The sequence below is a fragment of the Flavobacterium sp. KH_035 genome (assembly GCF_057839565.1).
Genome location: NZ_CM174492.1, coordinates 2,083,148 through 2,098,286, shown reverse-complemented (window position 1 = coordinate 2,098,286; position 15,139 = coordinate 2,083,148). Strand labels below are relative to the sequence as shown.

Below are 15,139 nucleotides of genomic sequence, written 5' to 3'. Positions count from 1 at the left end.
AACTATTATGGCTAAAAAAAGTACCATTCAGACAGAAAAAGTAAACGCCCACATTGTAGAGTGGTTAAAAAATTATGCTACCCAGGCAAAAGTTAATGGTTTTGTAATTGGAATTTCAGGCGGAGTTGACTCTGCTGTAACTTCAACCTTATGTGCGCAAACAGGCTTAAAAGTCTTGTGTGTCGAAATGCCAATTCACCAGGCTCCCAATCAGGTTTCAAGAGGAAGAGAGCATATTGAACAACTTAAGAAACGTTTTCCAAATGTTTCGAATGTAGAAACCGATTTAACCGCCACTTTTGAAGCCTTTAAAAGTGCTGTACCCAAAACTGATGACGAAGCAAAAGTAAACTTATCGTTAGCCAATACACGTGCCCGTTTAAGAATGACTTCTTTATATTATTTAGCAGGAATTCATGGTTTACTTGTAGCAGGAACAGGAAACAAAGTAGAAGATTTTGGAGTAGGATTTTACACTAAATATGGAGATGGTGGAGTCGATTTAAGCCCAATTGCCGACTTAATGAAGTCAGATGTATACGCTCTGGGGGCATTTTTAACAATTCCGGAGTCAATTTTAACCGCCGCACCTACTGATGGATTATTTGGCGACAACCGTACCGACGAGGATCAATTAGGCGCCAGTTATGACGAATTAGAATGGGCAATGTTGACCTCGGAGTCAGGAAACACGGGAACTGACTTAAGTGGGAGAGAAAAAACTGTCTTTGAAATTTATAAACGTTTAAACACCAGCAACAAGCATAAAATGGATCCAATTCCGGTCTGCATAATACCAAAAACGTTAAAATAATACTTTTTAACATTTGTCTGCAATTAATTACAGAATTTATTTATTAATTTTACAGTTCCAAAAACATGAACAATTCTAAAAAAGGTAAAAATTATGATTAAAGTATGTCTTGCAGACAATCATCCTGTGACTCACTTTGGCGTTAAGTCTTATTTCAAAGACCACGATCAAATTTCAATTGTTGCCAACGTCGGCAATTTTTCAATGGTTAGAGATATCCTTCAAACGAAAGAAATCGACATCCTGATTCTAGATCTAGAACTGGAAGGACTTTCAAGTATTTTTGAAGTAAAATCTATCTTAAAAAATTTCCCGAAAACAAAAATTGTAATTTTTAGTGACCTCGCTGAACAAATGTACGCTCCAAATGCTATTAAAGCAGGAGTTTCCGGTTATGTACATAAAACAGAAAAACTTGAAACTTTAGGTCTTTCTATTATTAAAGTACACGAAGGAAAAATTATCATCAACGAAACAGTACGCAAAAACATGGCTCTTATTGCGAAACAAAGCAAAAGCGAGCGTTTGTACAGAAAACTTTCAAATCGTGAGATCGAAGTTTTACGCTACTTAAGTGATGGTAAGAAAAACAATGAAATCTCTAAAATCTTAAACCTGAACGAAAAAACAATCAGTACTTACAAATTAAGATTATTAACTAAATTAAATGTTACTAATTTAGTTGACTTAGTAAACAAAGCTAAGACTTTAGAAATTATTTAATGGTATCTCGACATTACTCTACCCAGTTTTTTCGAAAATGAGTTAACTAATTTTGAGTAATCGACAACCATAGACAAAAGCTCTGTATTATCTGAATTATCAGGTTTTATAGAGCTTTTTAATTCATGGATGATTTTATCAACCAAAAACCAACGCATAGACATAATCGTTTCTGTAACATACTGTGCAATGGTTTCGTGCTTCATTTTAGAAAAAATGTTCTGACCTTCCCAATCGTGCAGCGTTAGTTTTTCATCCTCCATTAAAATATCCGTAACCTCCTGAGCAAAATCAGGCTGCAAACGCATTAAATATTGTTCGAGACTGAATTTTTCATTCTGATTATAAAACCCAATTAAATCGGTGAAGATATCACGGAACAGATTATTAGAAAGCTCTACTTCATCTTCCTGTAAACTCAAATAAATACGTTCATACACTTTGTATTCTCTCATTTCAGAGACCATCACAACTTCGCCTTCATCATTGTTTTTTAAAAGCACATCTTCAAATTCTTCCTTCTTATCTCCATAAAGTAATAAAATCTCAATTACTTTACGTTCTAAACGGTATAAAACATCAACTTTTTCAGCTGATTCTTGTGGGGCAAACCCAGGCTCCCCCGGATAATAATCTTCGGGCGGCCCTGTTCTTGGATCATCCGGATCACCTCCTGAATATCCGGTATTTTTTGGACTTTGATTCCTAAAAACCTCAAAAGGTTTTTGTTCCTGCTTTTGTTTTTTATTGACTTCGGCAATATCCTTTTGAATCAGCTGCGCCAAAGTACTCACCAAAACCTGCTCAGAAATATCCATAATTCTGGCACATTCCTGCGTATAAACCTCACGCTGAATGCGATCCGGAATTTTAGATATACTGTTAACCATATCCCGAATAAGATCGGCCTTTTTTATAGGATCGTTTTTAGCCTCTTTCATCAGAAGAGATGCTTTAAACTGTATAAAATCTTTACTGTTTTCTTCTAAATAAGCAACCAGTTCATCATGAGAATTTTTTCGTGCAAAACTGTCCGGGTCTTCTCCGTCAGGAAAAGCACAAACTCTTACATTCATTCCTTCTTCCAGAATCAAATCGATTCCACGAACAGAAGCCCGTAATCCCGCGGCATCCCCATCAAAAAGAACGGTTATGTTTCGCGTTAATCGATTTACCAGACGAATCTGATCAGGTGTTAATGCAGTTCCCGATGAAGCCACAACGTTCTCAATTCCGGCCTGATGAAACTGAATTACATCGGTATAACCTTCAACCAAATAACAGTTATTTTGTTTTGCAATAGCCTGTTTCGCCTGAAAAATTCCATAAAGCACTTTACTTTTATGGTAAATATCACTTTCGGGCGAGTTTAAGTATTTTGCTGCTTTTTTATCATTCGTTAAAATACGTCCTCCAAACCCCAAAACACGCCCAGACATACTTTCAATAGGAAACATAACACGTCCCTTGAATCGATCAAACGGACGATCTTCTCTTGCGATTGTCAAACCGGTACTTTCCAGAAATTCCAGTTTGTATCCTTTACCCAAAGCTTCTTTAGTAAGAGCATCCCAGGTTTCCGGCGAATATCCTAAACTAAATTTTTTGATAGTTTCATTGGTAAAACCTCTTTCCTTAAAATAAGAAAGTCCAATCGCCTTACCTTCTTCTGAATTCAGAAGCGTTTTATGAAAATATTCTTTGGCAAATTCTGAAACCAGATACATACTTTCCCGAACATCAGTCATTGCTTTTTCAGCATCTGTCTGCTCCGTTTCTTCAATCTCTATATTATACTTTCTCGCCAGATATCGAATCGCTTCCGGATAGGTGAACTGCGAATGTTCCATCAGGAATTTAACTGAATTCCCTCCCTTTCCGGTACTAAAATCTTTCCAGATTCCTTTTGCAGGTGACACCATGAACGACGGAGAGCGCTCATCTGAGAATGGACTTAAGCCTTTGAAGTTACTTCCGGCTCGTTTTAAATTGACAAAATCACCAATAACCTCCTCTACACGAGCAGTTTCAAAAACAGAATCAATTGTACTTTGTGAAATCAAAACGTAAAATATTTAGAAAATTTGAAGTGTGTAAAAGTACACAAATCCCCATGAAATTGGGCAATTTTAAGCAAAAAAAAGCGCCTCTTTCGAAGCGCTCTTCTCACTAACTAATCAATTGTATTCTTAATTAAAATCAAATCTTAATCCCAATGAAATATTATTTTCTTTTACAGTATTATTCCTAAACAATGGGTTTAAATCGTATTTCAAATACAAACTCATTTCTTTATAACCAATGTAAGAACTCAATCCGTAAATAAAATTATCCACATTATAATCTCCTTTTACAGTTGTCTTATAATCTAAATCGTCCTGATCATATTTTAGAATTTGTTTAGATTTTACATTGACCCCTGCGTAACCTCCAATTCCAAAGCGAAAACTATCATGTGTTCTAAAGTAAGTTTTTCCGTTACTCACTTTTGGTCTTGAAAAGTCAAACTCTAAATGAATTGGCACTGCGATGTACACATTTCTAAAACGGGATTCATCTAAATGAATCGCATTGGTTTGCAATTCTGTCTGGTTTCCATTGACTACAAAATATTTATTATCTCTCGGACGAATATTATTATACATTAAAGACAATCCGTATTTAGCGTGTAACAAATTATCGTTTTTCATTAACCTGGTATTATAGGTAAATCCCCATTCGTAAAAATGTGATCCTGTAAACCTATATTTAGAATCCTGTAATTTACCATCAACCATCATATTATTCAATCCTGCTGCAAATACAAACTGCGATGTCGTTCTTCTTTCGCCGCGTATAGAATCTTTTCTTTTTTTATTATTTCCCTTCCATTCTATGTCATTCCAATGAACAATCAAAGCACGCCCACTTTTATAATTCCCTTCCTTGATTTTTCCGTCCACTTTTTGCTGTACTAAATCATTTAACTCATTTTGCGCCAGTGTTACTTTTTCTTCGATAATAACCGCTCTGGCTTCTGCTAATCCCTTTTTACGCTTATCTGCTTGTTCCTGAGTGATTTTTCCTTCAGACAACTGAACATTAATCGCTTCAACTTCTTCTTTCAAAGCTTCTTTTTCCTCTTTCGTAACTTTCTCTATTTTGTTGGCAATTTTTCTCGCTTTTGACTCAAAAGTCTCCTGACCAACTACTTTACTAACAAACAAGAAGACTAAAATAACGAGGTAAATGGTAAAATTTTTCATGACTGTTTTCTTTTTAAAATTGATTATTGATTGATGATTTATACATTATTAATTTGATTCGGAATTGGCACTAAAAACCTACCCGATAGTTATCGGAATTACGATTTTGTTTTTTAATTTTTTGATTTCCCCAATCGGAGCGTTCCGGATTGGAGTTTGAAACTTTATTCTTGCTGATTTCGATTAGCCAAAGCCACTTTTACCGTCTGGTAATTTTTATTGACTTTTGTAATTACTTTTTCACGAAACGACAGCTCTAATTCGCCATCTACCTGATTCAGCAAATCATTGGCGTTGACTTTTAGCTTAGATTTTGGCTTCACCGAATTCTCAGCGACAACTGTTTTTTCAGCCGATTCCAACAACTGATCTACAGTTTCTTTTTTAGAATTCTCAGCAACTAAAGTCTCGGCAAGGGTTGATTGTTTTTGATGATTGTTTTTGATGATGATTGAAGACTCCGCTATTTGATTTGATTCATTTTTAATAGTTTTATGTGGTTTTAAAATTTGATGGTTTTCTTGTTTAACTGAATTCTTAGTCACTTTTTCATCTGAAACCGCTACCACTTCTACAACAGTATCCTTTATATTTAAAGCTGGCTGTACAACCGAATTTTTCTGTGTATTTTCTTCAATGACAATTGCATCTTTTGGCGTTTGGTTTACATTTTTATTCTGATTAAAGAAGAAGGTTCCAACCAGTAAAAACCCAACCAAACTTGCCGCAACATACATCCATTTCTTTTTTTCGGTTTGTCGTGAACGAAGGTCAATCGTTGTTTTCTTGTCCTCAGCAACACTCAGCATCGCATCCAATCGATCCCAGGCTTTGTCACTTGGTTCTATTTTATGCTGATTTAGTTTTTCACGGAAATCCTTTTCAAAATTATTCGGTTCCATTATCTTGTCTTTTTAAAATTGTAATTTGTGTTTGCAGCATCTTTCTGGCGTGCGATAATTGCGATTTCGATGTTCCTTCATTAATCCCTAACATCTTGGCAATTTCATTGTGTTTGTATCCTTCTATGGCGTATAAATTAAAAACCATTTTATAACCATCCGGTAAAGCATCAATTAAAAACTGAATCTGATCGATCGAAAACTGACTGTCAATTGCATTGAAACTCTCTTCGACATAAATTTCTTCTTCACTAAATTTTACTTTTTTCTGAACTCTCAAATAAGAGATACATTCGTTCACCATAATTCGCCTGACCCATCCTTCAAAACTTCCTTTGTGCTCAAATCTGCTTAAATTCGTAAACACTTTCATAAAGGCGGTTATCATTACATCTTCTGCCAGTTGAATGTCTTTTATATACTGTCGACAAACACTTAACATTTTTGAGGAAAACCGACTGTATATTTGCTGTTGCGCCTGTCGATTATTACCGACTGCCAACTTTATAATTTCAGTTTCTTCCTGATGTAGGTGAATAATTTTCATTAATAAGCATTTGGTTTTGGTTTAGTAACAGACTTCTATTAGCATAGACGCATAACGTTTTGAAATGGTTGCATGGGGGGTGAAAAAAAAAAAAAATCCCAAATTCCAATACACATAACTAAATAGCTGATTTTCAAAAAATTAAATCAATTATCTGATTAACAAATTTCCTAATTATCTAATTTAAAAAAAATTATTTCTTTCTTTCAATAACGTAGTTTACCATTAAAATAAGGGCGTCTTTAAACTCAGAATCCGAAAAATTCGCTAATAAAGAAAGTGCCTCCTGTTGAAACTGCACCATTTTTTGTTCAGCATAAGCCAAACCATTATTATTTTTTACAAAAGCAATAACTTCTTTGACGCGTTTTTTGTCTTTATTGTGGTTCTTGATGGAGTTTATCAACCACTTTTTTTCTTGCGGGGTACAAGTATTTAATACATGAATTAAAGGCAAAGTCATCTTTTGTTCTTTAATATCGATTCCAGTTGGTTTCCCTATAGCTTCTTCGCTATAATCAAATAAATCATCCTTGATTTGAAAAGCCATTCCGATAAGCTCACCAAATTTTCTCATGTTTTCGACCTGAGCATCATCTTCAATTACCGATTTTGCACCAAGTGCACAACAGGCCGCAATAAGTGTTGCTGTTTTCTTTCGGATGATCTCGTAATAAACCTCTTCGGTAATATCGAGTCTTCTGGCTTTTTCGATTTGAAGTAATTCGCCTTCGCTCATTTCGCGAACGGCTACAGAAATGATTCTCAGTAAATCAAAATCACCATTGTCTATAGAGAGTAAAAGTCCTTTGGATAGTAAATAATCTCCAACCAAAACGGCTATTTTATTTTTCCAAAGTGCATTGATGGAGAAAAATCCACGGCGACGGTTACTATCGTCTACGACATCATCGTGTACTAAAGTGGCTGTATGAATAAGTTCGATTACAGAAGCGCCACGATACGTTCTCTCGTTTACAATACCTTCAGAAACCATTTTAGCGGTTAAAAAAACAAACATCGGACGCATTTGTTTTCCTTTTCGGTTTACTATGTAATAGGTGATACGATTCAATAAAGCCACCTTTGAGGTCATCGATTCATGGAACTTTTTTTCAAAAAGTTCCATCTCGTTAAAGATGGGCTGTTTTATTTGAGAAGTAATATTCATTTCGATCCCAAATATACTATTTTAAATAAAAAAACCCTGTGTATTTTACATTAGTATATCAATAATTTATACACTAATGTAAAAAACCGGGTCAGGAACATTCTATTAAGTCTGATTTGAATTCAGGCTTGAAAAGGATATTGATAAAAAATCGATTGTACTATTTATTTGCCGGACAAAACAGCATCTATCCTTCTTTGTTCGCCAATTGTCCACAAGCGGCATCGATATCTTTTCCGCGGCTGCGACGTACTTTTACCACTACGCCAATGTTTTCTAATGCTTTTATATAAGCCAGAATAGATTCTTCTGAAGCTTGCTGAAATTCACCGTCATCAATTGGATTGTATTCAATCAAATTGACTTTACACGGAACATACTTACAAAATTTCACCAAAGCATCAATCGATGCTTTATCATCATTGATCCCTTTCCAGACTACATATTCGTAAGAAATCTTATTCTTGGTTTTTCTGTACCAGTATTCTAAGGATTCCCTTAAATCTGCCAATGGGAAGTTTTTACTGAAAGGCATGATTCGTGCACGAACTTCATCGATAGCGGAATGCAGTGAAACTGCCAATTTGAATTTCACACCATCATCGGCCATTTTTTTAATCATCTTAGGAATTCCCGAAGTGGAAACCATAATACGTTTTGGAGACATCCCTAAACCTACAGGTGATGTAATCATATCAATCGCTTTGATTACATTGTTGTAATTCATCAAAGGCTCTCCCATTCCCATAAAAACGATATTCGAAAGCGGGTGATTGTGATACAAACGACTCTCTTTATCTATGGCAATAACCTGATCGTAGATTTCTCCCGGCTCCAGATTTCGCATTCTTTTTAAACGTGAAGTGGCACAAAAATTACAATCTAAACTACATCCTACCTGACTTGAAACACAAGCCGTTGTCCTTGTTTCTGTTGGAATCAAAACTGATTCTACCACTAAACCATCGTGTAAACGAACAGCATTTTTTACTGTTCCGTCGCTACTGCGCTGCATGGTGTCAACCTTAATATGGTTGATTACAAAATTATCTTCCAGCATAGAACGAGTTGTTTTGGCAACATTGGTCATGTCATCAAAACTGTGCGCTCCTTTGCTCCACAACCATTCATAGACTTGATTTCCACGAAAAGCTTTGTCATTATTAGCGACAAAAAAATCGCGTAACTGATCTTTTGATAAGGCTCGTATGTCTTTTTTCTCAATTTGCATGCTGCAAAGTTAATCACTTTTGTCATTTTTTTTGATTTTTAGAGTCATTCTTGTTTAAAAATCAATAAAACGAAAATGTCTTTTTAAAAGATCTTTTTATAAAACACTTTTCAGGAAGTACATTTTTCCTTTCTATTATAAGCTTTAAATAAAATCCTAACCATGATTTTTATCAGTTCTTATGCTATTCGTTCGTGATACATTTGACATAAGAAAAAGACAGCAACTCACTAACAAAGCCAGACTTAGTTAGAAACTGATCTTAAATTTAACTAAATAAATACCACATACAGATGAAAACGATTCAATCAATTTTATTAACAGTAGTAACCATGTTAACTTTACAAGCAAATTCTCAAAAGAAATACACCCTATCCAAATCAACTTTTGAAGTTGCAGGAACGTCCAACATACACGATTGGGTAATGAAATCATCAGAAGCATCTGGCAACGCTTACTTAAGCGTCGCAGATTCAAAAATAACCGATATTAAAAACCTAACCGTAACCTTATTAGCGGAAAGCATAAAAAGCAGCAAAAGCAGTATGGATGATGTAGCCTATAAAACTCTGGATACAAAGACATACAAAACCATCAAGTATGTTCTAAAATCTGCCGATAAAGTAAACGAAACAACCTGGATGCTTACCGGAACCTATACCATCGCGGGTGTCAGCAAGGACTACAAAACCCAGATAAGAGTAACAGCTTACAATAACGATACTTTTACACTGCAAGGTTCTAACCGAATGACTTTTGGTGATTTTGAAATGGCTCCTCCTTCAGCAGCACTTGGAGTTGTTAGAGCCGGCAAAGAATTAACCGTGCTTTTCAATATTACCTTAACTGATTATGTAAAAAATGAAAATGTTTTAGTGATTAAATAACAATTAAAGAACACCAATTAGAATTAAAGAACAACAATGTAATCTTCTCTTCTAAAAGTGAATTTTCAAAAAAACTAGTGCAACTTTTCAAAACATAAATTTTTGGCACGAGAATTGTCTTGCACTCAAAAGGAAAGTAATCTTACAAAGAGCTCAATTATTTTAAAATGTGTATCTTTATTTTTCAGCTTTATAACCTTTAAATTTTATCAATCTAAAAAATCAATTCATTATGAAAAAACAAATCTTAAGTCTGGCTGTTATCGCTCTATTAGCATTCGGTGTTCAATCTTGCGAAAAGAAAGAACCAAAACCTGCAGAAGAAGAATTAACTCTTGGCAACAAGGTTGACTCTTTAACAACAGATATTGAAGAAGTAAAAGACAGTGCTGTAAGCAAAACAGAAAATGCTGCCGAAAACGTAAAAGATGCTACGAAAAAAGCAGCTGAAGATGTAAAAGACGCGACGAAAAAAGGCGCTGAAAAAGTAGAAAATGCAGCTAAAGCAGCTAAAGACGGAACTGTAAAAACCGCAAAAGAAGTTAAAGACGCTTTGAAAAAATAGTCCCTTCTCATTCTAAAATCAAAACCATTCGCTACAACGAATGGTTTTTTTTATACCCCAAAGCGAGCCAATATTTTTGTATTTTTACACTCAAATTTAGAAGATACTACAAGATGCATTTTATTTCACAAGACCTCGAAGATTATATCGAACAACATTCTGAGAACGAACCGGAATTATTAGCAAAACTCAACAAAGAAACGTACCAAAAAATACTTTTGCCGAGGATGCTTAGCGGACATTTTCAAGGGCGTGTTCTAAGCATGTTATCCAAATTGATTCGTCCTGTAAACATTCTTGAAATTGGCACTTATACCGGCTATGCCGCTTTGTGTCTATGTGAAGGAATGCAGGAAAACGGACAACTTCATACTATTGATATCAAAGAGGAATTAATTGATTTTCAACGCAAATACTTTGATGCATCGCCCTGGGGAAAACAAATTTTCCAGCATTTAGGCGAAGCTATTACGATCATTCCAACTCTGGATGTTAAGTTTGATTTGGTTTTCATTGATGCCGATAAAGAAAACTACCTGAATTACTGGGAAATGATTGTTCCAAAGATGAACAAAGGCGGTATTATTTTATCGGATAATGTTTTGTGGAGTGGAAAAATACTGGAACCGGTTCATCCGAATGACGTTAGCACCAAAGTACTTTTAGAGTACAATTTACTCTTGAAAAATGACCCGAGAGTAGAAACGGTTTTATTGCCTATTCGAGATGGGTTGACGGTTAGCAGAGTGCTTTAGAAAAGAGGCTAAGATACTAAGGCTCTACGTTTTTTTTCTGACTGATTGAATTACTTGTCTTCAGCTTTAGCTGAATTAAATAAACTGTGATAATTTAGCTAAAGCCTCTTTGTATTTCTAAAAATATATTTCTCCAGCAAAAGCTGGAGACAATTCAACAGTGATTTTTAAATATGAATTACAGCACCAAAATAAACTCTCAAGGTTTTGCAATCATAAACAATGTTTACGATGAAACTGAAATTGAAAAATTAATTTCATTAATTGAAAATGTAACCGGAAATGATTTTGATAATGCAACTTTTAGAAAGTCTCAAGATTTATTTGCCATTAGACAATTCCATAAAGAAGTTCCGGAAACTTTAGACTTTATTTTCAATGAAAATCTGAAAAACATTATCAAATCTAATTTTGGAAACGGGTATTTCATAACCAAATCAATTTATTTTGACAAGCCCGAAAAATCAAACTGGTTTGTCGCTTACCATCAGGATTTAACTATTTCAGTTGACAAGAAAATTGAAGTTAAAAATTTCGAAAATTGGACTGTGAAACAAAATCAATTTGCCGTTCAGCCTCCTAAAGAAGTTTTAGAAAAAAATTTCACCATAAGAATTCATCTGGATAAAACGACAAAAGAAAATGGCGCTTTAAAAGTGATAAACAATTCACACTCTAAGGGAATTTTCAGAGTTGAAAACATGGATTTTGAAAATGCAAATGAAACCATTTGTGAAGTTGAACAAGGCGATATTATGATAATGAAGCCTTTATTGTTTCACGCTTCCAATAAAACCACAAATAACGAGAGAAGAAGAGTTATTCATATCGAATTTAGCAATCAGCAGCTTCCTTCCGGATTAGAGTGGAGTGAAAAAACGTTTTTTCAAAACAATTAAAATACTAAACAAATAAGGTTCTAAGTTTTCTCAAAAAAAAACTTAGAACCTTAGTATCTTAGAACCTCAGAGCCTTCAAAAAAACTAACCCGGAAAATATTGTGGTTTCAACCTACGATATACCAAATAAAGTAATGCTCCGAAAAGTGCTCCTGCGAAATAACCAGTCAGAATGTCTCCCGGATAATGCAATCCCAGATAAATTCGGCTATAAGCGAAAATCAAAGGCCATAGAAAGATAAATCCCAAATACTTAATACGACCTCGTAAAACGAAGTATAAAAAAGTAGCTACCGCCATTGTATTGGCCGCATGACCAGAGAAAAAACTAAACGATTTTCGGCTTTGTACCACACGAATAATGGTGTTGATGTCAGGATTATTACATGGTCGCAATCGCTGAACAGTGTACTTTACCAAATTGGTAACCTGATCTGTAAACGTAATCAGAACAGCTATAAAAAGCAATAGATATAAGGTTTGTTTACCTCCCAACTTTTTAAAAATCAAATAAAAGAACAATAGAAAAAGAGGAGTCCAATTCAATTGACTGGTAATAATCAGCCAAAATTTGTCGTATGTTTCAGAACCTAAACCGTTAAGATACACCAATAGTTCGGTGTCTATTTTTTGTATTTTTTCGAGCATATTATCTTTGGCGTTTTACAGGTCCTGAGATTAAATCAATATCTTCTTTTACTTTGTCTATTTCTGTAGCAGTGTCTCCTAATAAATTAGCAGAATCCCCCATCAAATTACTCTTGGCATCGTTAATTTGCGCATTGATATTACCAGTTATATCTGTAAGCGATTTTGTATCAAGGCCATTAGCCTCGGCTCCTTTTTGAATTTCACTTTTAATATCGTTAGTTGCGTTTTTTAACTGAGCCATCGCTTTCCCCATTGTACGGGCGATTTCCGGCACTTTATCTGAACCAAAAAGCATTAGTACTATAAACAGTATAAAAACTAATTCTCCTCCTCCTATACCAAACATATCTTTTATTTTTGTGTGTCACAAAGATATTAAATTTTGCAACGGACCGTTTTAAAATTTACTTAAAAAAAAAGACTCTTTTCAGAGTCTTTTAAGCTTATTATTAATCAAATTTTGACTTTTCTTCTATTTTCGGCCAGCTATTGTTGGTTACATCAATATCGGCAGTCATTAATTTTGGATCTATTTGAATGCTTTTGATTGCTTTTTCAGTTGCGTAAACTTTCTTAGCGGTATCATTATTCTTTCTCCAGATTTGAGCCGGATACTGGTAATTTTCTTTTGTACCGTCTTCATAAGTAATCTCAACCAAAATTGGCATGATCATTCCTCCTGGTTTGTTAAACTCTACCTCATAGAAATATTTAGGTGATTTCAGGCTTGCTTTTTCCTCTGCTGTAAAAGTCTGACTAACGTAATCTGATAATAATTTTATCTCTTCTACTTTTAAAGCCTTTTTATTGGAAGCGCTTACCTCAGCATTATCACCGGCAACTAAATATACAAAAGGCCCTTTATCAAATCCAAAACGTCCTTTTCTAACTTTAATATCTTTGATATCTGCTGTTGGCGTTTCAGAAACATAATATTGTTTTACTTCTTTAATTCCGATATCTACAAAATCTGTAGAGTAAAACCATCCTCTGAAAAACCAGTCTAAATCAACCGCCGAAGCATCTTCCATCGTTCTAAAGAAATCCTCAGGAGTTGGGTGTTTAAATTTCCATCTATTGGCATATGTTTTAAAAGCATAGTCAAACAATTCTCTTCCCATTACAACTTCTCTTAAAATATTAAGACCAGTTGCTGGTTTTCCGTATGCATTATTTCCAAATTGATGAATGGTTTCAGAGTTAGACATAATAGGCTCTAAAAATTTCTGATCTCCACTCATGTAAGGAACAATATTCTTTGCAGGGCCACGTCTTGAAGGAAAGCTTGGATCACGTTCCTGTTCTGCCATATATTGTAAAAAAGAGTTCAATCCTTCATCCATCCAACTCCATTGACGCTCATCTGAGTTTACAATCATTGGGAAAAAAGTATGTCCCACTTCGTGAATTACAACACCAATCATTCCGTTTTTAACTTCTTTGCTTGTTACTCCATTTTCATCCGGACGACCATAATTCCAGCAAATCATTGGATATTCCATCCCCTGATCTTCTGCCGAAACAGATACTGCTTTTGGATAAGGATAATCAAAGGTGTGTGCTGAATAACTTTTTAAAGTGTGCGCCACTACCATTGTAGAAGTTTCTCCCCACAAAGGGTTTGCCTCTTTTGGATAAACAGACTCCGCCATCACGACTCTGTTTCCTATTTTCACAGCCATTGCATCGTAAATGAATTTTCTTGAAGAAGCAATTCCGAAATCACGTACATTTTTTGCACTAAATCTCCATGTCTTTTTCTTTTCCGAAAAACCTTTTTCTGCTGCCTCAGCCTCGGCTTGTGTTACAATTACAACCGGCTTATCAAATGATTTTTGAGCCAGTTCGTAACGTTTTACCTGCTCTGGCGTGAAAACTTCAGCTCTGTTTGTCAATTCTCCCGTCGCATCAATAATGTGATCTGCAGGAACTGTAATGTTTACATCAAAATTACCAAAAGGCAATGCAAATTCTCCACTTCCCCAAAACTGCATATTCTGCCAGCCTTCAACATCATTGTAAACGGCCATTCTTGGATAAAACTGAGCAATTACATATAATTTGTTTCCGTCTTTGTCAAATGACTCATAACCGGAACGTCCGCCACCTTCTTTTCTATAGTTATTAACATTGTACCACCATTTGATGGCCAGAGAAATTTTCTCTCCCGGTTTTAACGGTGTTGCCAGGTTAATACGCATCATGGTTTCATTAATGGTATAAGACATTGGATTTCCTTTTGCGTCTTTTACCTGTTCGATATTAAAACCACGCTCTAAATCTTTTTTCAAATATTTGCTTGAAAATCCATCCAATGGTAAAACAGGATTGATTTTCTCGCTTTCTGCCAAAGAGGTTTGACCGTTTGCTCTAGCTTGATTTTGGTCTAACTGTATCCATAAATACTCCAGAACATCAGGAGAATTATTAGAATAAGTTATTACTTCAGAACCATCTATTCTTGATTTTTTATCGTCTAATTCAATATCAATTTTATAGTCTGCCTGCTGTTGGTAATACGCAGGACCCGGTGCTCCCGAAGCGGTACGAAACATATTTGGAGTAGCTAACAGATCGTACATCTGGCTGAATTTGTTCGTATCATACTTCCCTTGTTGCTTTGGAGCAACTGTTTTCTCCTGAGCAATAAGAATGGCAGGAAAAATCAATAATAATGAAAGTTTTTTCATAAAATTTTAATGGTAATTTTGTCAGGGTGTGAAAATAACAATTTAAAATAATAATTTTA

Annotated in this window: 15 protein-coding genes; 6 read left to right on the top strand and 9 right to left on the bottom strand. The window is 34.9% G+C overall.

Features of this window, described 5'->3' with window-relative positions:
- The first annotated feature begins 7 nt into the window (after positions 1 to 7).
- Positions 8 to 814: an NAD(+) synthase gene (gene nadE, locus AC3IS6_RS09080; protein ID WP_489164585.1), complete on the top strand. Its 807-nt coding sequence runs from the start codon at positions 8 to 10 to the stop codon at positions 812 to 814.
- Between the two features lie 93 nt (positions 815 to 907).
- Positions 908 to 1,537, top strand: coding sequence for a response regulator transcription factor (locus AC3IS6_RS09075; protein WP_026730588.1), 630 nt, complete (start codon positions 908 to 910; stop codon positions 1,535 to 1,537).
- Here the strand turns inward: AC3IS6_RS09075 and dnaG are convergent.
- The 6 genes from dnaG to rlmN all read right to left on the bottom strand — a co-directional run bounded on the left by dnaG (position 1,534) and on the right by rlmN (position 8,633).
- Positions 1,534 to 3,600, bottom strand: coding sequence for a DNA primase (dnaG, locus tag AC3IS6_RS09070; RefSeq protein ID WP_489164582.1), 2,067 nt, complete (start codon positions 3,598 to 3,600; stop codon positions 1,534 to 1,536). The two genes, AC3IS6_RS09075 and dnaG, sit on opposite strands and share 4 nt — an antisense overlap.
- A gap of 126 nt (positions 3,601 to 3,726) precedes the next feature.
- Positions 3,727 to 4,782, bottom strand: a complete 1,056-nt coding sequence (locus AC3IS6_RS09065) for a hypothetical protein (RefSeq protein WP_489164580.1) — start codon at positions 4,780 to 4,782, stop codon at positions 3,727 to 3,729.
- Between the two features lie 164 nt (positions 4,783 to 4,946).
- Positions 4,947 to 5,684 (bottom strand): hypothetical protein, encoded by a 738-nt coding sequence (locus tag AC3IS6_RS09060; protein WP_489164578.1) that lies wholly within the window; start codon positions 5,682 to 5,684, stop codon positions 4,947 to 4,949.
- On the bottom strand, positions 5,671 to 6,231 hold the full coding sequence (locus AC3IS6_RS09055) for an RNA polymerase sigma factor (RefSeq protein WP_489164576.1): 561 nt from the start codon (positions 6,229 to 6,231) through the stop codon (positions 5,671 to 5,673). Before AC3IS6_RS09055 ends, AC3IS6_RS09060 begins: the two co-directional genes overlap by 14 nt.
- 193 nt (positions 6,232 to 6,424) lie before the next feature.
- Positions 6,425 to 7,402, bottom strand: coding sequence for a polyprenyl synthetase family protein (locus AC3IS6_RS09050; RefSeq protein WP_489164574.1), 978 nt, complete (start codon positions 7,400 to 7,402; stop codon positions 6,425 to 6,427).
- A gap of 187 nt (positions 7,403 to 7,589) precedes the next feature.
- Positions 7,590 to 8,633 carry a dual-specificity RNA methyltransferase RlmN gene (rlmN, locus tag AC3IS6_RS09045; protein WP_489164572.1) on the bottom strand — a complete coding sequence of 348 codons (1,044 nt, stop codon included), beginning with the start codon at positions 8,631 to 8,633 and terminating at the stop codon, positions 7,590 to 7,592.
- Between the two features lie 293 nt (positions 8,634 to 8,926).
- Here rlmN and AC3IS6_RS09040 point away from each other — a divergent pair, with 293 nt between their 5' ends.
- The 4 genes from AC3IS6_RS09040 (at position 8,927) to AC3IS6_RS09025 (ending at position 11,739) form a co-directional block, all read left to right on the top strand.
- Positions 8,927 to 9,520 (top strand): YceI family protein, encoded by a 594-nt coding sequence (locus AC3IS6_RS09040; protein ID WP_489164570.1) that lies wholly within the window; start codon positions 8,927 to 8,929, stop codon positions 9,518 to 9,520.
- 232 nt (positions 9,521 to 9,752) lie between these two features.
- Positions 9,753 to 10,085, top strand: coding sequence for a hypothetical protein (locus tag AC3IS6_RS09035; RefSeq protein ID WP_489164568.1), 333 nt, complete (start codon positions 9,753 to 9,755; stop codon positions 10,083 to 10,085).
- A 113-nt stretch (positions 10,086 to 10,198) separates the two neighbouring features.
- Positions 10,199 to 10,840 carry an O-methyltransferase gene (locus AC3IS6_RS09030; protein ID WP_489164567.1) on the top strand — a complete coding sequence of 214 codons (642 nt, stop codon included), beginning with the start codon at positions 10,199 to 10,201 and terminating at the stop codon, positions 10,838 to 10,840.
- A 173-nt stretch (positions 10,841 to 11,013) separates the two neighbouring features.
- A complete protein-coding gene (locus AC3IS6_RS09025) occupies positions 11,014 to 11,739 on the top strand; it encodes a phytanoyl-CoA dioxygenase family protein (RefSeq protein ID WP_489164566.1) in 726 nt (241 codons plus the stop codon).
- A gap of 84 nt (positions 11,740 to 11,823) precedes the next feature.
- Here the strand turns inward: AC3IS6_RS09025 and AC3IS6_RS09020 are convergent, their stop codons facing one another.
- From AC3IS6_RS09020 to AC3IS6_RS09010, 3 genes are all read right to left on the bottom strand, one after another.
- Positions 11,824 to 12,387, bottom strand: a complete 564-nt coding sequence (locus AC3IS6_RS09020) for a phosphatase PAP2 family protein (RefSeq protein ID WP_489164565.1) — start codon at positions 12,385 to 12,387, stop codon at positions 11,824 to 11,826.
- Position 12,388: 1 nt separating this feature from the next.
- Positions 12,389 to 12,736, bottom strand: a complete 348-nt coding sequence (locus AC3IS6_RS09015) for a Sec-independent protein translocase subunit TatA/TatB (protein ID WP_489164564.1) — start codon at positions 12,734 to 12,736, stop codon at positions 12,389 to 12,391.
- Positions 12,737 to 12,839: 103 nt separating this feature from the next.
- Positions 12,840 to 15,080: a M1 family metallopeptidase gene (locus AC3IS6_RS09010; protein WP_489164563.1), complete on the bottom strand. Its 2,241-nt coding sequence runs from the start codon at positions 15,078 to 15,080 to the stop codon at positions 12,840 to 12,842.
- Positions 15,081 to 15,139 lie beyond the last annotated feature (59 nt).